This is a genomic window from Streptomyces sp. NPDC048461, from assembly GCF_055587105.1.
Map to the genome: position 1 here is coordinate 116,961 of NZ_JBVJGW010000011.1, position 17,733 is coordinate 134,693.

The 17,733-nt window shown below is 73.6% G+C and carries 14 protein-coding genes; 9 read left to right on the forward strand and 5 right to left on the reverse strand.

Features of this window, described 5'->3' with window-relative positions:
* Positions 1-30: 30 nt before the first annotated feature.
* Entirely contained in the window at positions 31-3,312 is a 3,282-nt protein-coding gene (locus ACZ6S8_RS20520; protein WP_469457663.1) for a S41 family peptidase, read from the reverse strand.
* A gap of 152 nt (positions 3,313-3,464) precedes the next feature.
* Between ACZ6S8_RS20520 and ACZ6S8_RS20525 the strand changes: the two genes are divergently transcribed.
* Both ACZ6S8_RS20525 and ACZ6S8_RS20530 read left to right on the forward strand, forming a co-directional pair.
* The gene (locus ACZ6S8_RS20525; protein WP_469457665.1) at positions 3,465-4,055 is read left to right on the forward strand and encodes a TetR/AcrR family transcriptional regulator; all 591 of its coding nucleotides are present in this window, start codon (positions 3,465-3,467) and stop codon (positions 4,053-4,055) included.
* A 122-nt stretch (positions 4,056-4,177) separates the two neighbouring features.
* On the forward strand, positions 4,178-6,379 hold the full coding sequence (locus ACZ6S8_RS20530) for an MMPL family transporter (protein WP_469457667.1): 2,202 nt from the start codon (positions 4,178-4,180) through the stop codon (positions 6,377-6,379).
* A gap of 70 nt (positions 6,380-6,449) precedes the next feature.
* Here ACZ6S8_RS20530 and ACZ6S8_RS20535 read toward each other — a convergent pair whose 3' ends face one another.
* On the reverse strand, positions 6,450-6,851 hold the full coding sequence (locus ACZ6S8_RS20535; RefSeq protein WP_469457669.1) for an SsgA family sporulation/cell division regulator: 402 nt from the start codon (positions 6,849-6,851) through the stop codon (positions 6,450-6,452).
* A 180-nt stretch (positions 6,852-7,031) separates the two neighbouring features.
* Between ACZ6S8_RS20535 and ACZ6S8_RS20540 the strand changes: the two genes are divergently transcribed.
* The 4 genes from ACZ6S8_RS20540 to ACZ6S8_RS20555 all read left to right on the forward strand — a co-directional run bounded on the left by ACZ6S8_RS20540 (position 7,032) and on the right by ACZ6S8_RS20555 (position 10,852).
* Positions 7,032-8,096, forward strand: coding sequence for an energy-coupling factor ABC transporter permease (locus ACZ6S8_RS20540; RefSeq protein WP_469457671.1), 1,065 nt, complete (start codon positions 7,032-7,034; stop codon positions 8,094-8,096).
* Between the two features lies 1 nt (position 8,097).
* Entirely contained in the window at positions 8,098-8,859 is a 762-nt protein-coding gene (gene cbiQ / locus ACZ6S8_RS20545; protein ID WP_469457673.1) for a cobalt ECF transporter T component CbiQ, read from the forward strand.
* Positions 8,847-9,608: an energy-coupling factor ABC transporter ATP-binding protein gene (locus ACZ6S8_RS20550; RefSeq protein WP_469457675.1), complete on the forward strand. Its 762-nt coding sequence runs from the start codon at positions 8,847-8,849 to the stop codon at positions 9,606-9,608. The genes cbiQ and ACZ6S8_RS20550 overlap by 13 nt, the downstream gene beginning before the upstream one ends.
* Before the next feature lie 62 nt (positions 9,609-9,670).
* Positions 9,671-10,852 (forward strand): serine hydrolase domain-containing protein, encoded by a 1,182-nt coding sequence (locus tag ACZ6S8_RS20555; protein ID WP_469457677.1) that lies wholly within the window; start codon positions 9,671-9,673, stop codon positions 10,850-10,852.
* Between the two features lie 186 nt (positions 10,853-11,038).
* Here the strand turns inward: ACZ6S8_RS20555 and ACZ6S8_RS20560 are convergent, their stop codons facing one another.
* Positions 11,039-11,524, reverse strand: a complete 486-nt coding sequence (locus tag ACZ6S8_RS20560) for a YbaK/EbsC family protein (RefSeq protein WP_469457679.1) — start codon at positions 11,522-11,524, stop codon at positions 11,039-11,041.
* A gap of 174 nt (positions 11,525-11,698) precedes the next feature.
* Positions 11,699-13,330: a penicillin-binding transpeptidase domain-containing protein gene (locus tag ACZ6S8_RS20565; protein WP_469457680.1), complete on the reverse strand. Its 1,632-nt coding sequence runs from the start codon at positions 13,328-13,330 to the stop codon at positions 11,699-11,701.
* A 131-nt stretch (positions 13,331-13,461) separates the two neighbouring features.
* Between ACZ6S8_RS20565 and ACZ6S8_RS20570 the strand changes: the two genes are divergently transcribed.
* Positions 13,462-14,136 (forward strand): histone deacetylase, encoded by a 675-nt coding sequence (locus tag ACZ6S8_RS20570; RefSeq protein ID WP_469457682.1) that lies wholly within the window; start codon positions 13,462-13,464, stop codon positions 14,134-14,136.
* A 34-nt stretch (positions 14,137-14,170) separates the two neighbouring features.
* Here ACZ6S8_RS20570 and ACZ6S8_RS20575 read toward each other — a convergent pair whose 3' ends face one another.
* A complete protein-coding gene (locus ACZ6S8_RS20575) occupies positions 14,171-15,940 on the reverse strand; it encodes a dolichyl-phosphate-mannose--protein mannosyltransferase (RefSeq protein ID WP_469457683.1) in 1,770 nt (589 codons plus the stop codon).
* 192 nt (positions 15,941-16,132) lie between these two features.
* Here ACZ6S8_RS20575 and rsmI point away from each other — a divergent pair, with 192 nt between their 5' ends.
* On the forward strand, positions 16,133-17,062 hold the full coding sequence (gene rsmI / locus ACZ6S8_RS20580) for a 16S rRNA (cytidine(1402)-2'-O)-methyltransferase (protein ID WP_469457685.1): 930 nt from the start codon (positions 16,133-16,135) through the stop codon (positions 17,060-17,062).
* A gap of 139 nt (positions 17,063-17,201) precedes the next feature.
* Positions 17,202-17,723: a hypothetical protein gene (locus ACZ6S8_RS20585; RefSeq protein WP_469457687.1), complete on the forward strand. Its 522-nt coding sequence runs from the start codon at positions 17,202-17,204 to the stop codon at positions 17,721-17,723.
* The last annotated feature ends 10 nt before the right edge of the window (positions 17,724-17,733 follow it).

Consider the following 17,733-nt stretch of genomic DNA (forward strand, 5'->3'; position numbering starts at 1 on the left):
CCGCGCCCCTTCCCCGTGCCCCGTCCGCCCCTACGGCCGCGGCGGCAGCTCCGGGCGGCGCCGGTCCGGTACGTCCGTGTAGCCGGGCGGCACCGCCGCCGGGTCCTGCTCCAGCAGCTCCAGCGCCAGGTGCACCGCGTCGTCGAGCTGCGCGTGGCGGCCCTCGGCCCAGTCGAGCGGGGTCCGCAGGACCGCGAGGTCCGGCTCCACGCCGTGGTTCTCCACCGACCAGCCGTACTCCGGGAACCACGCCGCGTTCATCGGCACCGTGATCACCGTCCCGTCGCCGAGGGTGTGCCGGCCGGTCATCCCGACCACCCCGCCCCAGGTCCGCTGGCCGACCACCGGGCCGAGCCCCAGCAGTTTGACGGCCGCGGTGATCATGTCCCCGTCCGAGGCGGTCGCCTCGTCGGCCAGGGCGACGATCGGACCGCGGGGCGCGTTGGAGGCGTACGAGACCGGCTGGGCGCCCCGGGTCAGGTCCCAGCCGAGGATCGAGCGGGTCAGCTTCTCCACCACCAGCTCGCTGATGTGCCCGCCCGCGTTGCCGCGCACGTCCACGATCAGCGCCGGACGGGACATCTCCATCCGCAGGTCGCGGTTGAACTGCGCCCACCCCGAGCCGCCCATGTCCGGGATGTGGAGGTAGCCGCAGCGGCCGCCGCTGATCTCCCGGACCACCGCGCGCCGTTTGGACACCCAGTCCTGGTAGCGCAGCGGCCGCTCGTCGACGAGCGGGACGACGGCGACCCGGCGGGCCCGGCCGGAGCCCTCCGCGGGCCGGAACGTCAGCTCCACGGTGGTGCCGCCGGCCGCCCCCAGCAGCGGGTACGGTCCGGTCACCGGATCGACCGGGCGGCCGTCCACGTGGGTGAGCTCGGCGCCCTCCCGGATGCCCGTTCCGGCCAGCGGGGAGCGGGCCTTGGAGTCCGAGGACTCGCCGGGCAGGATGCGGCTGACCACCCAGGCGCCGTCCCGGGGGACCAGGTTGGCGCCGAGCAGGCCGATGGCCCGCTGGTAGTGCGGGGGGCCCTCGTTGCGGCGGGCGGGGGAGACGTACGCGTGCGAGGTGCCCAGCTCGCCGAGGACCTCGCGCAGCAGGTCGGCGAACTCGTCGGGTGAGGCGACCCGTTCGACCAGGGGGCGGTACTGGCGCAGCACCCCGTCCCAGTCGATCCCGCACATGCCCGGCTCCCAGAAGTACGCGCGGATGATCCGGCCGGCCTCCTCGAAGGCCTGGCGCCACTCGGCCCCCGGGTCGACCTCGTGCAGGATGCGCCGCAGGTCCAGGTAGACGGTCGAGTCGCTGTCGCCCGACTCGGTCGCCGGGACCGCGCGCAGGTCGCCGTCGTCGTTGACGACGAGCCGGGTGCCGTCCCCGCTGACCGCGAACCAGTCCAGGCCGGAGGCCAGTTCGGTCTTACGGGCCTTCGTCATGTCGAAGTGCTCCAGCGTCGGCTTGCCGCTGGTGTCCGCCGGGTTGGCGAAGGTCTCGCCGAGCGCGCCGGAGATGGGCCAGCGCAGCCACACCAGCCCGCCGCCGCTGACCGGGTACAGGGCCGAGTACTTCGACGCCGACACCGGGAACGGCGTCACCCGGCTCTCCAGCCCCTCCACCTCCACGGTCACCGCGCCGTCCCCCGCGTCCGAGTCCCCGTCGACCGGGTCGAGCCCGCCGGCCGCGGGCCGCCCGTCGGGCGAGAACGCGAACGGCGAGGGGGTCGCCGAGGACAGCGGCACCAGGTAGGGGCGGCAGCCCAGCGGGAAGGACAGGTCCCCGGTGTGCACGTCGTACACCGGGTCGAAGCCGCGCCACGACAGGAAGGCGAGGTAGCGGCCGTCCCGGGTGAAGACCGGACTCTCGTCCTCGAAGCGGCCGTTCGTGACGTCGATGATCGTGTGGGCGCCGGGACCGGAGATCCGGGCCATCTTGATCTGCCGCAGCGAGCGGCCGATGCCCGGGTGCGACCAGGTCAGCCAGCACCCGTCGGGGGAGAAGGCCAGGTCGGTGACGGGTCCGTTGACGGACCGGATGAGCTCGGTGACCTCGCCGTTGGACTCCTCCGTCGCGTCGATGAGGAGCAGCCGCCCGTCGTTGGAGGCGATCGCGAGGCGCTCCCCGTCCGGATCGGACAGCAGCTCCAGTACGCGCCCCAGCTCGCCGGAGGCGAGCCGGCGCGGCTCCCGCTCCCCGGAGGCCCGCGGCAGGTAGGCGATCTCGACCGCGTCCTCGCCCTCGGCGTCGGTGACGTACGCGACCTGCCCGCCGCTCCCGAGCATCTCCGGCAGCCGCACCCGCACGCCGGGGGTGTCGGCGATGGTCCGGGCGGGCCCGTCGCGGTGGGTCAGCCAGTACAGGCTGCCGCGCACCACGACCGCGCTGGCCCGGCCGGTGGCGTCCACCGAGAGCGAGTCGACGTGGTGGGCGGCCGGCACCTGGTAGCTGCGCCGGCCCGCGCGGGGACCCCCCAGCCGGACCCGGAGCTTGCGCGGGACCGCGTCGGGGGCCAGCGACTCCACGAGCCACAGGTCCCCGGCACACTGGTAGACGATCCGCGAGCCGTCGCTGGAGGCGTGCCGGGCGTAGAACTCCCGGTGGTCGGTGTGCCGGCGCAGGCCGGTGCCGTCCGGCAGGCAGGAGTACAGGTTGCCGACGCCCTCGTGGTCGGACAGGAAGGCGATCCGCCCGGCCACGAACATCGGGGAGTCCAGGTGGCCCTCGATGTCCTCCAGGAGCCGGGTGCCGTGCAGCCAGAGCCGGCCCGTTGCGCCGCCGCGGTAGCGCTTCCAGGCGGCCGGCTCGTGAGGGGGCTTTCCGGTGAGCAGCAGGGTGCGCCGCTCGCCGTCCTCGCCGTCGTGCACCTGGAGGTCGGAGACCGGCCCCCAGGGCAGGCGTCCGCCGGGGCTGCCGTCGGTGGGGAGGCTGTACGCCCAGGCGAAGTAGGAGAAGGGCTGGCCGTGCGAGGAGACGGCGAGGATGTCGCTGCGGCCCTCCTCGTCGGGCGGCGTCCAGCCGCAGACGCGGGTGTCGGTGGCGCCCCAGTGGCTCAGCTGCCGGGCCGGGCCGCCGTCCACGGGGGCGAGGTGGATCTCGGGGTCGAGGCTGCGCCAGGTGGTGAAGGCGATGTGCCGGCCGTCGGGGGAGAAGCGGGGGTGGCTGACCCGGGTCCGGTCGACGGTGATCCGCCAGGCCCGGCCGGGGTTCTGTCCGTCGGGGACCAGCGGGGCGACCCAGAGGTCGTCCTCGGTGGCGAAGCACAGCAGGTCGTCGTGCAGGTGCGGGAAGCGGAGGTACGCGACGTCGTGACTCACCCCCCAATGCTTTCCGCGGCAGGGGGGCCCGGCAACTCGTACAGGTGATCCATGACACCCCCCGAAGCGAAACGGTACGGTTTCGTTTCGCTAGGCGCGGGGGTATGGTCTAAGCGTACGGAACAGTTTCGTTCGGACGGAGGGTGGCGGACATGACCGAGGCGATGGCGGCTCGGCGCAGCCGGATCACCCCCGAACGGCAGGCCGAACTGCACGAGGCGGTCCTCGACCTCCTGCGTGACGTCGGCTACGAGGCGCTGACCATGGACGCGGTCGCCGCCCGGACGAAGTCCAGCAAGGCCACCCTCTACCGCCAGTGGGGGAGCAAGCCGGAACTGGTCGCCAAGGCCCTTCGGTGCACGCAGCCCGTCTCGCTGCGCGAAATCGACACGGGCACCCTGCGCGGGGACTTCGCGCGCATGGTGGCGCACTCGGACGACGCGCAGATGGCCAAGGACACCGCGCTGATGCGGGGTCTGGCCCACGCCGTCCACGAGAGCCCGGAACTCCACCAGGCGCTGCGGGACCTGCTCGTCGACCCGGAGATCAACGGTCTCCAGCACATGCTCCAGCACGCGGTGGACCGGGGCGAGATCCGCCCGGACTGTCCCGCCCTGGATTTCGTACCCCACATGCTCATCGGGGCGTTCATCGCGCTCCCGCTGATCGAGGACCGGCCCGTGGACCGGGCGTTCCTCGGTGACTTCATCGACGCCGTGGTGTTCCCCGCCCTCGGCGTCTGATCCGCCCCGTCCCCACCACCGCCTCCCGCTGCTCCTGACACGCCGCTCTCGTCGTCGGGCCGGCTCACCATGCCCTGATCCGCCTCGGATCCATCCCACGACCTGAACGGGAGAACCACGACGTGGCCACCTTCCTCTACCGGCTCGGCCGGGGCGCCTTCCGGCGCCGCCGCCTCGTCGCCCTCGTCTGGGTGGCGCTGCTGTTCGTCGCCGGCTTCGGTGCCGCATCGGCGTCCGCGCCCACCTCCGGCTCCTTCTCCATACCCGGTACGGAGGCCCAGAAGGCCTTCGACCTGCTGGACCAGCGCTTCCCGGGCATGGCCGCCGACGGCGCCACCGCCCGCATCGTCATCAAAGCCCCCGAGGGGGCCAAGGTCACCGACCCCGGCACCAAGACCGAGGTCGAGAAGATCGTCTCCGAGCTGAAGTCCGGCCCGGGCTCGCAGCAGATCTCCTCGGTCGCCGACCCGTACCAGTCCCAGGCCGTGAGCCAGGACGGTTCCACCGCCTACGTCAGCGTCAAGTACGACGTCAGCGGCATGGAGCTGAAGGACGAGACGCGCGACGCGCTGAAGGACTCCGGCAAGGAGGCCACCGCCGCGGGGCTGAACGTCCAGATCGGCGGCGACGCCCTGATGGCAGCCCCCGAGACCGGGTCCGGCGAGATCATCGGCATCGCGGTCGCCGCGATCGTCCTCGTCATCACCTTCGGCTCGCTGATCGCGGCCGGGCTGCCGCTGCTGACCGCGCTGATCGGCGTGGGCATCGGCGTCTCCTCGATCACCGCGCTGGCCAACGTGCTGGACCTCGGCTCGACCACCTCCACCCTCGCGATGATGATCGGCCTCGCGGTCGGCATCGACTACGCCCTCTTCATCGTCTCCCGCTACCGCGCGGAACTCGCCGAGGGCCGTGAGCGCGACGAGGCCGCGGGCCGGGCCGCCGGAACCGCCGGTTCCGCCGTCGTCTTCGCCGGTCTGACCGTGGTCATCGCCCTGGTGGGCCTGGCCGTCGTCAACATCCCGATGCTGACCAAGATGGGCTTCGCGGCCGCCGGAACCGTGGTCATCGCGGTCCTGGTCGCCCTGACCCTGGTCCCGGCCATCCTCGGCTTCGCGGGGAAGAAGGTCCTGCCCGCCGGTACGAAGAGCAGGCTGTTCGGCAAGGGCCGCCCGGCCGAGGCCGAGCCCAAGGCCAACGGCGGCACCCGCTGGGCCCGCTTCGTCCTGCGCCGCCCCGTCATGGTGCTGCTGGCCGGCGTGATCGGCCTCGGGATCATCGCGATCCCGGCGAGCAAGCTGGAGATGGGCCTGCCGGACGACGGCGCCCAGCCGGTCTCCACCACCCAGCGCCAGGCGTACGACCTGCTGTCCGACGGCTTCGGCCCGGGCTTCAACGGCCCGCTGATGGTGGTCGTCGACGGCGACAAGGCGCTCGCCGACAAGACGGTCGACCAGATCAAGGGGCTGGAGGGCGTGGCCGCGGTCACTCCGCCGAACCTCAACGAGGCCGGCGACGCGGGCGTCATCACCGTCATCCCGAAGGACCGTCCGTCCTCGACGCAGACCGAGGACCTGGTCCACGAGATCCGCGCGGTCAGCGGTGACGAGGTCCTCGTCACCGGCGCCACCGCGATGAACATCGACTTCTCGCAGAAGATGAACGACGCGCTGCTGCCCTACCTGGCGCTCGTGGTCGGCCTCGCCTTCCTGCTCCTGATGCTGGTGTTCCGCTCGATCCTGGTTCCGCTCAAGGCCGCCCTCGGCTTCCTGCTGTCGGTCGTCGCGGCCCTCGGCGCGGTCGTCGCGGTCTTCCAGTGGGGCTGGCTCGGCTCGCTGTTCGGGGTGGAGCAGACCGGCCCGATCATGTCGATGATGCCGATCTTCATGGTGGGCGTGGTCTTCGGCCTGGCCATGGACTACGAGGTCTTCCTCGTCACCCGCATGCGCGAGGCGTACGTGCACGGAGAGCGTCCCGGCCAGGCGGTCGTGACGGGCTTCCAGTACAGCGCCCGGGTGGTCGTGGCCGCCGCCGTCATCATGATCGCGGTGTTCGCGGGCTTCATCGGGGCCAGCGAGCAGATGGTCAAGATGATCGGCTTCGGACTGGCCGTCGCCGTCTTCTTCGACGCCTTCGTGGTCCGCATGGCCATCGTCCCGGCCGTCCTCGCCCTGCTCGGGCACAAGGCCTGGTGGCTGCCGAAGTGGCTGGACAAGCTGCTGCCGAACGTGGACGTGGAGGGCGAGAGCCTGCGCAAGCACCTCGCCGGCGGCTCCACCCCGCCGGAGGGTCCGGACAAGGACCGCGAGCTGGTCAACGTCTGACGGCTCCGGCCCGACGGCCCGGCCCCGTACCGCCTGATCGCCAGGTGGTACGGGGCCGGGCCGTTTGCGCCTACCGGGTGGCGGAGGCGTACGTACGGCGCAGGAAGCGGCGCAGCACGGCGATGTCGAACTGCACCACGGCGACGCCCTCGGGGGAGTGGAACTCGACGACCGCCTGGACGCGGCCGCAGGGCCAGACGCGTACGTCCCCGGTCCCCGTCGGGGTCACCAGGCCGGCCTCCAGCAGGGCGCGGGGGAAGACCCACTCGTTGTCCGTGCCCTCGGGGGAGAGGTCCGCGGGGAAGACGATCCGGACGGCCAGGGGTTCGTCGGGGTCGAAGCGGAGGAAGGCCGGGACGGTCCGGTAGAACGGGTCGTCGGTGATCACGCGCGCCCTGGCGCGTTCCTCGACGGCGGCCGCGGTCGCGGTGGCCGCTCCGGCGGCGGGCGGATTCTCGGCGGTCGCTGACATCGACACGACTCCTCGAAATCGGAACATTTGAGTCCGTTTGTCCGTCCAGCCTCGCACATTCCCACGAAAGCGCACGGGTCCATTTGTGACGGAGACGCTCTTGCCAACCGTTCGCAAGTGGGCACTATTCTTGAACGGTTAAAGACTTTGTAAGTCTGTGTGAGGAAGCGGAGCCATTCCATGCATGTGCCCGACGGATTCATCAACGCACCCGTCTCGGTGGCCGCCGGAGTGGTGGCCGTCGCCGCGGTGGGCGTCAGCCTGCGCGGCGCGCGCCGCGAGCTCGACGAGCGCACCGCCCCGCTCGCCGGTCTCGTGGCCGCCTTCGTCTTCGCCGTCCAGATGCTCAACTTCCCGGTGGCCGCCGGCACCAGCGGCCACCTGCTCGGCGGGGCGCTCGCCGCGATACTCGTCGGCCCCTACACCGGCGTGCTGTGCGTCTCGGTGGTGCTCCTCATGCAGGGCATCCTCTTCGCCGACGGCGGGCTGACCGCGCTGGGCGTGAACATCACCGTCATGGGCGTCGTCACCGTGGTCGTCGCGTACGCGCTCTTCCGCGGGCTGCTCAAGGTGCTGCCGCCCACCCGCCGCTCCGTGACCGCCGCCGCCTTCACCGGCGCCCTCGTCTCCGTACCGGCCGCCGCCGCGGCCTTCACCGCCGTCTACGCCGTCGGCGGTACCACCGACGTCCCGCTCGCCAAGGTCTTCACCGCCATGGTCGGCGTACACGTCCTCATCGGCATCGGCGAGGCCGCCATCACCGCCGCCACCGTCGGCGCCGTCATCGCCGTCCGCCCCGACCTGGTGCACGGCGCGCGCGGGCTGCGCGCGCCGCTCCGGCTGCGCGTCGGCGGCGAGCTCGTCGAGGCCCCCGCCGCCCAGGCCCCCGCGCCGGCGGCCCACCGCTCCACCCGGACGTTCTGGCTGACCGGGCTGGCCACCGCCCTCGTCCTCGCCGGATTCGTCTCCTTCTACGCCTCCGCCAACCCCGACGGCCTGGAGAAGGTCGCCGCCGACAAGGGCATCGACGCCAAGGTCGAGGACCACGCGGCCGCCGGCTCCCCGCTCGCCGACTACGGCGTCAAGGACGTCGAGGACCCGCGCCTGTCCGGCGGCCTCGCCGGGGTCATCGGCGTCGGCGCGACCGTCGCCGTCGGCACCGGCGTCTTCATCGCCGTGTCCCGCCGCCGCCACCGCGCCGACGAGCTCACCGCGGCCTCCACGGCGCCCCCCGCGGCGGGCTGACATGGGAACCGGCCACGCCCACACGCTCTACCGGCACGGGCACTCGCCGGTCCACGGCCTCCCGCCGCACTGCAAGCTCGCCGCGACCTTCGCCTTCGTCCTGGTCGTCGTGTCCACACCGCGCGAGGCGGTGTGGGCCTTCGGCCTGTACGCCGTCCTCGTCGCCGGGGCCGCCGCCGTGGCCCGCATCCCCGCGGGCTTCCTGCTCCGGCGGCTCGTGATCGAGGTCCCGTTCGTCGCGTTCGCCGTCCTCATGCCGTTCGTGGCGGAGGGCGAGCGGGTCGAGGTGCTCGGCATGTCGCTCAGCGTCTCCGGGCTCTGGGGCGCCTGGAACGTCCTGGCCAAGGGCACCCTCGGCGTCGCCGCCTCCGTGCTGCTCGCCTCGACCACCGAACTGCGGGCGCTGCTGCTCGGCCTCCAGCGGCTGAAGCTGCCGCCGCTGCTCGTACAGATCGCCTCCTTCATGATCCGCTACGGCGACGTGGTCACCGACGAGCTGCGCCGGATGTCCGTCGCGCGGCGCTCGCGCGGCTTCGAGGCCCGCGGCGTCCGGCACTGGGGCGTCCTGGCCAAGACGGCCGGGGCCCTGTTCATCCGCTCCTACGAGCGCGGCGAGCGGGTGTACCTGGCCATGGTCAGCCGCGGCTACGCCGGCTCGATGCCGGTGATCGACGAGGTGACGGCCACCCGCACCCAGTGGGCGTACGCCGCCGTGCTCCCGGTGACGGCGCTCGCCGTCTGTCTGATGGGATGGACCCTGTGACGACCGCACCCTCGCTGGAGATCTCCGGCCTCGCCTACGCCTACCCCGACGGCCACCAGGCCCTCTTCGGAGTGGACCTGACCGTCGGCCGCGGCGAGCGCGTCGCCCTCCTCGGCCCCAACGGCGCCGGCAAGACCACCCTCGTCCTGCACCTCAACGGGATCCTGACCGGCGGCGTCGGCTCCGTCACCGTAGCCGGCCTGCCCGTGGAGAAGCGGAACTTCGCCGAGGTCCGGCGGCGGGTCGGGATCGTCTTCCAGGACCCCGACGACCAGCTGTTCATGCCCACCGTCCGGGAGGACGTCGCCTTCGGCCCGGCAGCGGCCGGCCTGCGCGGCGCGGAGCTGGAGCAGCGGGTCCACGCCGCCCTGGAGCAGGTCGGCATGGCCGGCTTCGCCGACCGGCCCCCGCACCACCTGTCCTTCGGGCAGCGCCGCCGCGTCGCGGTGGCGACCGTACTGGCCATGCGGCCCGAGATCCTCGTCCTCGACGAGCCCTCGTCCAACCTGGACCCGGCCTCGCGGCGCGAGCTCGCCGACGTCCTGCGGTCCCTGGACGTGACGGTCCTCATGGTCACGCACGACCTGCCGTACGCCCTGGAGCTGTGCCCGCGGGCCGTGATCCTCAGCGAGGGCGTCATCGCGGCCGACGGACGCACCCAGGACCTGCTGTGCGACGAGCGGCTGATGCGGTCCCACCGCCTGGAGCTGCCGTTCGGGTTCGACCCGCGCTCCGTGCACGTGGCATAGGGGGACGGCCGGCATAAGGGGACGACCGGCATAAGGGGACGGCGCCGCGTGTTGGACCGCTCGTGAACATCCAGGGTGAGGTGGCGGAGGGTTTCGAGGCCGTCCGCGAGGCCTTCGTACGCAACTTCGAGGTGCTGGGGGACCGGGGCGCGGCCGTGGCCGTGTACCGGGACGGGCGCCGGGTCGTCGACCTGTGGGCCGGACCGAAGGACGCGGACGGCGTCGTCGACGGGGGCTCCGCCGAGCCGTGGGGAGCGGGGACCGCGCAGGTGGTCCGGTCGGCCACCAAGGGGGTCGCCGCCGCCGTGCCGCTGCTGCTGCACCAGCGGGGGCTGCTGGACCTGGAGGCGCCGGTGGGCTCGTACTGGCCCGAATTCAAGGCGGGCGGCAAGGACCGGGTCCTCGTACGGGACCTGCTCGCGCACCGGGCCGGGATACCCGCGCTGGACCGGAGCCTGACCCCGGCCGAGGCCGTCGACGGGACGACCGGGGCGCGCGCCGTCGCCGCACAGCGGCCCTTCTGGGAGCCCGGCACCGACCACGGCTACCACGCGCAGACGTACAGCTGGCTGCTGTCGGAGCTGGTGCTGCGGGTGACCGGCACCCCGCTCGGCCACTGGCTGGCGGCCGAGGTCACGGGCCCGCTGGGGCTGGACTTCTGGATCGGGCTGCCCGGAGCCGAGGCGGCGGCCGGCCGGGTGGGCCGCGTCGCCCCGGTGGAACCGCCGGAGCGGGCTGGTTCGCTGAGGATCCGGCCGCGCAGGAACGTGTCCGAGGCGTACGCCGACCCCGCCTCCCTGACCCGGCGCGCCTTCGCCGCCATCGATCCGCTGCCGGACGAGAACGCCCCGGAGTACCGGGCCGCCGAACTCCCCGCCTCGGCGGGCATCGGCACGGCGCGGGCCCTGGCCGGCTTCTACGCGGCGCTGCTGGACGACACCGAGGACGGCGCCCGCCTGTTCACCCCGCGCACCACGGCCCTCGCCGGGTCGGAGCTGTCCGCGGGCCCGGACCGGGTGCTCGTGGTGAACACCCGCTTCGGCCCCGGCTACATGCTGCACGGCGCCGCCTCGCCCCTGCTGTCCCCGGCCTCCTTCGGGCACCCGGGACGCGGGGGCTCGCTGGCCTTCGCCGATCCCGAGGCGGGCGTCGGCTTCGGGTACGTCACGAACGCCCTGGCCAAGTCGGTCACCGCCGACCCGCGGGCACAGGCCCTGGTCCGGGCGGTGCGCGCCTGCCTCTAGGCCGTCTCTTTCGGATCTTGCCGGGCCCGCGACGCCCGGCACCGCGCCCGGCCGCACTGCCAGGGCAACCGAGTACGTCCAGTACACGGGCGCCCTGACAGCACGACCAGGCACGGCACCAGACGCCGCGGGCTCGGCCGACAAGATCCGAAAGAGACGGCCTAGGCCGGGGGAGGCCGTCGGCCCTCAGGCGGTGGCCGGCCGTTCGCGTACGTCGGCCAGGACGGCCCCCGCGTGCGCGAGCAGCTCCTCGGGGGGCATCGGGAACACGGTGTGCGGGGTGCCGGCGGCCGCCCAGACGACGTCGTGGTCGAGCAGCGCCCGGTCGGCCAGCACCCGGGTCCGGGTGCGGTGGCCGAAGGGCGGGACGCCGCCGATGGCGTACCCGGTGGTCTCGCGGACCACGGCGGCGTCGGCGCGGGTGACGCGCGCGGCCCCGAGTGCGCGGCGGACCGCCTCGACGTCGACCCGGGAGGCGCCGTCGACGAGCACCAGCACCGGTACCCCGTCCGCCGCGAAGATCAGCGACTTGGTGATCTGGCTGAGTTCGCAGCCGATCGCGGCGGCGGCGTCGGCGGCGGTGCGGGTGCCGTCCGGGAAGCTGCGGACGGCCGACGCGTCGAGGCCGAGGCGGGTCAGGGCCTCGGCGAAGAGGGGGTGCGGGGTGGTCATGGGGGCACGGTATCCCCACGGGGCGGCGGGCGGGTACGGCGTGGTCGCGGGGCCGGCGGGGCTCGGCCCCGCGCCCCGGGGGCTGGCCGGCCCCGCTTCCGGGGGCCCCGCCCCCGGACCCCGCGCCTCAAGCGTCGGCGGGGCTGGGGGCGGGGGCCGCCTGGGGCGGGCGGGTCAGCGCGTGCCGAGCACCGAGGCGACGATCGGGCCCGCCGCGTCGCCGCCGTGGCCGCCGCCCTCGACCATCGCCGCCGCGGCGACGTCGCCGCTGAACCCGGTGAACCAGCTGTCGGGGCTGCCCGCGCCGTCGACCTCCGCGGAGCCGGTCTTCGCGCCCTTGTCGCCGCCGACCGGCGCCATCGCCCTGGCGCCCGTACCGCTGGTCGCCGTCAGCCGCATCATCGACACCAGCTGCTGGTGCACCGCCGGCTTCATCCGCCGCTCGGCCGTGGCGACCGTACGGCCGTCGAGGTCCGGGGAGACCAGCAGCGGCTGGCGGAACACCCCGGAGCGCGCGGTCGCGGTGATCGACGCGACGTTCAGGGGGTTCATGGTGATCCGGCCCTGCCCGATGTACGCGGCGGCCTCCTCCGCGCCCGTCGCCGTCGGCACCTTGCCGTCCGTGGACTTGACGCCCGTCTTCCAGTCCAGCCCGATGCCGAAGACCTCCTGGGCCTCCTTCGACAGCGCCGCGTCGTCGCGCACGTCGTCGATCGGCTTGATGAAGGCGGTGTTGCAGGACTGGGCGAAGCTCTTGGCGAAGGTCGCGCCGGGCAGTTCGAAGTTCTTCAGGTTGTGGAAGGTGCGGCCGCCCCAGACCACCTCCTTCGTGCACTCCGCCGGCTTGTCGGCCGCGACCAGTCCGCGGTCGAGCAGCATCGCGGCCGTCACGACCTTCATCGTCGAGCCCGGCGCCCGGTTGCCCGTCATCGCCGCGTCGTAGCCGTCCGCGCGGTGGTTGGCGATGGCCAGGATGTGCCCGTTGCTCGGCTTGACGGCGACCACCGAGGCCTCGGGGTACTTGGCCACGGCCTGCTCGGCCGCCGCCTGCACCTTCGCGTCCAGGTACGTCTTCAGGGTGCTCGGCTCGCCCTCCACCAGCGTCAGCAGGGTCCGCCGGGTGCCGCTCCCGCCGGCGGGCTCGATCCACAGCTCGGCGCCCGCCTTGCCGCCGCCCTTGGCGCCGTACGTCTCGCGCAGCTGGGCCAGGACCGTCCGCAGCGAGGGGTACTTCTCCGCGGTCAGCTCCTCGCCGTTGCGGTCCACGGCCTTCACCGGCGGGGTCGCGGGCGCGCCGGCGCGCAGCGTCTCGCCCGTGCCGAGCTCCGGGTGGACGATCGAGGACTGCCAGTCGACCAGGGGCTTGCCGCTGGTCAGGCCGCGCACCACGGTCAGCTTGGAGTCGTAGGCGAGCGGCTTGGTGACGCCCTCGTACGTGATCTCCGCCGCGACCTTGAAGGGCACGGTGGTCCCGGTGGGCGGGCCGGGCGTGATCACGGCCTTCGACACGTGCGCCTTGGCCGTGAAGTCGCCCAGCGCGGTCTGCGCGGCCGCGGCGTTGTTCGTCAGGTCGGCGGCGGTCCTGCCGTCACCCGCGGCCCACGCCGACAGGAAGGCCTTGGCGGCCGAGGCGGCCTCCTTCTCGCCGACCGGCCCGCTGCCCTTCTCCGACCGCACGGCGGTGCCGCCGGAGGCGTCACCGCCCGCGCCGTCGTCCCCCACCAGCGCGTACACCCCGTACGCGGTTCCGCCCACCATCGCCAGGAACACCCCGCCGATGACGGCACTCTTCGCTGCCCCGTTCACTACTGGTCCCTCCCCCGGGAAAACACATCGCTTCTCTGAACGCGTTCAAAGAATCTCAGGTGCAGACCTTACGCTGTGCATACACAACCGTTCAGCCTTGTTACCGGACCGGAACATCTCCCAGGAGCCCCATGCGTCCCAGGAACGTCGTGCACGAGGTGGAAGCGGCCCGGGTGGACGGGCCGCCGCCGGACCTGATCTGGTACACGGCGTACGGCTCGAACATGCACCTGGACCGCCTGAACTCCTACATCGCCGGCGGCGCCCCTCCGGGGTCCTCCCACCGCCACCCCGGGTGCCGCGACCGGCGCGCCCCGGCGCGGTCGGTCGCCGTCGAGCTGCCGGGCCGGCTGTACTTCGCCACGGAGTCCGTGGTGTGGACCGGCGGCCGGGGCTTCTACGACCCGGCGCCGCCGGGCCGCACCCGGGCGCGGGCCCACCTGGTGTCGGCGCGGCAGTTCTCCGACATCGCGGCCCAGGAGATGTACCGGGAGCCGGGCGCCGACCTCGACCTGACCACGGTCCTGCGCACGGGCCGCGACGTGCTGGGGCCCGGCCGGTACGAGACGCTGATCTGCCCCGGCGCGCTGGAGGGCGTCCCGGTGCTGACGTTCACGGCGCCGTGGGCCATGGCGGACGTGCCCTGGGCCGCGCCCTCGGCCGCGTACGTACGGCTCCTGGCGGCGGGCCTGCTGGAGACCGGAGCGTGGGACGAGCGCTCCGTCGCCGCGTACCTCGCCCGCTGCCCGGGCGCCTCGGGCCACTGGACGGAGTCCCGCATCACGACCCTCCTGAACCCGGCCTGACACCGCCTGGCGGCGCCGCCAGGCGGGACGCCCGCTAGACCCAGGTGTCCAGCCACATGCGGTTGCGCCAGGAGTCCATCGGCAGGGTCTCGCCGGTGTAGATGGGCCAGAAGTAGATGAAGTTCCACACGATCAGCAGGACCAGCACGCCCGCCCCGATCGCGCCCAGGGCGCGCCGGCGTTCCGACGAGCCCGCCGGGCCCAGCAGGGCGCCGATCATCATCGCCACCGCCAGGCACAGGTACGGGACGAAGACGACCGAGTAGAAGAAGAAGATCGTCCGCTCCTGGTAGTTGAACCAGGGCAGCAGGCCCGCGCCCAGCGCGCACGCGATCGCGCCCGCCCGCCAGTCGCGGCGGAAGAACCACCGCCACAGCACGTACAGCAGCGCGAAGCAGCCCGCCCACCACAGCAGCGGGGTGCCCAGGGCCAGGACCTCGCGGGCGCACTTGCCCGCCTCCGTCGCCGGGCAGCCGTCCGTGCCGGGGCCGGGGGACTCGTAGAAGAAGGAGACGGGCCGGCCCAGGACCAGCCAGCTCCACGGGTTGGACTCGTAGGTGTGCCCGGAGGTCAGGCCGACGTGGAAGCGGTAGACCTCGGTCTCGTAGTGCCACAGGCTGCGCACCCACTCGGGCAGGAAGGACAGGGCGCTGCCCTGGTCGTTCTTGGCGGCCCAGTCGCGCAGGTAGCCGCCCTTGCCGTTGTCCGGGCTGAAGATCCAGCCCGACCAGGACGCCACGTACGTCGCCACCGCCACCGGCACCGTCGACACGAAGGCGGGCAGCGCGTCGCGCCGCAGCATCGAGGCGTACGGGGCGCCCGCGCCCGCCGTGCGGCGCGCGGCCGCGTCCCACAGGACGGTCAGGACGCCGAAGAAGGCCAGCGCGATGAAGCCGTTCCACTTCGTGCCCGCGGCCAGGCCGAGGCAGACGCCGGCCAGGATGCGGTACGGCCGCCAGCCCAGCCCCAGCGTCTCGGCGATCGTCGTGTCGGGCCTGGTCCGGCCCTCCTCGTCCACCGGCAGCGCGCCGGCGAGTCTGGCCCGGGCCCGGTCCCGGTCGACGAGCAGCGCCCCGAAGGCGGCCAGCACGAAGAACATCAGCACCAGGTCGAGCAGCGCGGTCCGGCTCATGACCAGGTGCAGGCCGTCCACCGCCAGCAGCGTGCCCGCCAGGCAGCCGAGGAACGTGGACCGGAAGAGGCGGCGCCCGATCCGGCACAGCATCAGCACCGACAGCGTGCCGAGCACGGCGGTCATGAACCGCCAGCCGAAGGGGGTGAGGCCGAACATCCACTCGCCGAGCCCGATGACCCACTTGCCGACCGGCGGGTGCACCACGTAGCCGGGGTCGACCGGCAGCGGCACCCCGTCCGGGTTCGCGAGGATCGACTTGTCGATGTCCTTGGGCCAGCTGGCCTCGTAGCCCTGACGGATCGTGGCCCAGGCGTCCTTGGCGTAGTACGTCTCGTCGAATATCACCGCCTTCGGGCTGCCCAGGTGCACGAACCGCAGCACGCCGGCGACCAGCGCCACCAGCAGCGGACCGGCCCACGCGACGATGCGCTGCCAGGTGCCCCACACCTCGGGCGGCAGCCCGAAGGTCGCCCACAGCTGCGCCGACGGCCTGGCGTACGGGGGCACCAGGCGGGTGCGGACGTCCGGGCGGGGCCCGGTCCCCGCCGGGGGCGCGTAGCCGAAACCGCGCAGGCGGCGCAGCCATGTGGGCGGCTCTTCTGCGCGTCCCGCGGGCGGGGCGGGCGGGGCCCCCGCGGGGCTGGGCGGCGGCGTCGCGGTACTGGTCACCGGGTCATCGTAGGGAACCGATCTGTGGGAGCCCCAGTCGCCGCGTGCCCACCGGGCGAACCGGGCCCCGCGGGGCCGCCCGGCCCCGGCCCCGGCCCCGGCCCCGACCCCGCCCCGGCCCCGCGCCCGGCCCCGCCCGACCCCGACCCCGCCGCGGGCCGGGCCGGCCGGGCGGGCTGAGAGGATGGGGCGGTGACAACCGACCAGCCCCGCGGCACCGAACCCGTCCACACGCCCGCCGGCCAGGCAGGCGTCCTCGTCCTCGCCGGGACCCCGATCGGCGACCTGGCGGACGCCCCGCCGCGGCTCGGCGCCGAGCTGGAGCGGGCGGACGTGATCGCCGCCGAGGACACCCGGCGGCTGCGCCGCCTCACGCAGGGGCTGGGGGTGCACACCACCGGGCGCGTGCTCTCGTACTTCGAGGGCAACGAGTCGGCCCGCACCCCGGAGCTGGTCGAGGCCCTGGAGGCGGGCAAGCGGGTGCTGCTGGTGACCGACGCGGGCATGCCCTCCGTCTCGGACCCCGGCTACCGGCTGGTCGCCGCCGCCGTGCAGAAGGACATCAAGGTCACCGCCGTGCCCGGCCCGTCCGCGGTGCTCACCGCGCTCGCGCTCTCCGGACTGCCCGTGGACCGGTTCTGCTTCGAGGGCTTCCTGCCGCGCAAGGCGGGCGAGCGCCTGGGCCGGCTGCGCGAGGTCGAGGGCGAGCGGCGCACGCTCGTCTACTTCGAGGCCCCGCACCGGCTCGACGACACCCTCGCCGCCATGGCGGAGGTCTTCGGCGCCGACCGGCGGGCGGCCGTGTGCCGCGAGCTGACCAAGACGTACGAGGAGGTCAAGCGCGGCGGGCTCGGCGAACTCGCGGCCTGGGCCGCCGAGGGCGTCCGCGGCGAGATCACCGTCGTCGTCGAAGGCGCGCCGGCGGCCCGGCCGGGCGACGTGGACGCCGAGGAGCTGGTGCGCAGGGTGCGGGTGCGCGAGGAGGCGGGGGAGCGGCGCAAGGAGGCCATCGCGGCGGTCGCGGCCGAGGCCGGGGTACCCAAGCGCGAGGTCTTCGACGCCGTGGTGGCGGCAAAGAATGAGGCTCGAAAGGCGCCCCCGTCGGGTAAAGAGCTAGCCTGAAAGGCAAAGCTCAGACCGCGCACCGGGCGCTTTGGGCATGAGTCGCCCAAGGACCGTCCAACACTCGACCGAGCCTGATGCGCTCCCGCCCGAAGAGGCGTCCACTGGCAATGGCACCAGTGGAACAAGAGGAGCTGGCATGAGTGAGATCGCAGACACCCCGGTACCCGTCGCCGCCGCGGTTCCCCGCGCCGTGTCCACCCCTGCCGTGCAGATCGTGCACGAGGCGTACTCGTTCGCGTGCATGAGGTGCGGCTACGGCTGGGAGCAGGCGTACGAGATAGAGCACCGCGTCGACGGCACGGGACGTCCGTTCATCGTCTACACCGCCGACCAGGAGCGGGTGCCCTCCCCGCTGTCGAACCCGACCTGCCTGAACTGCGGCGGGCACGTCGTACGGATCATGCGGGCGGGCCAGGTCTCCTCCGTGCTCGGGATGATCGACCAGCTCTACCACCACCCCGTCGCCCCCGGCATCGCCGGACCCGTCCCGGCGGGGCAGAACGTCCCCAGGGCCCCAAAGGCGCCCAAGCCGCCCAGGGCGCCGAAGCCGCGCAGGGCCGCCCCGCTCCACGACGCCCCCGGGCCGGTCGCCGTGGACGCCGCCGACGGGCACCGGGGACCGCTCGCCCGGCTGAAGGGGCTCATCCGCCGGTCATAGGATCGGCCGT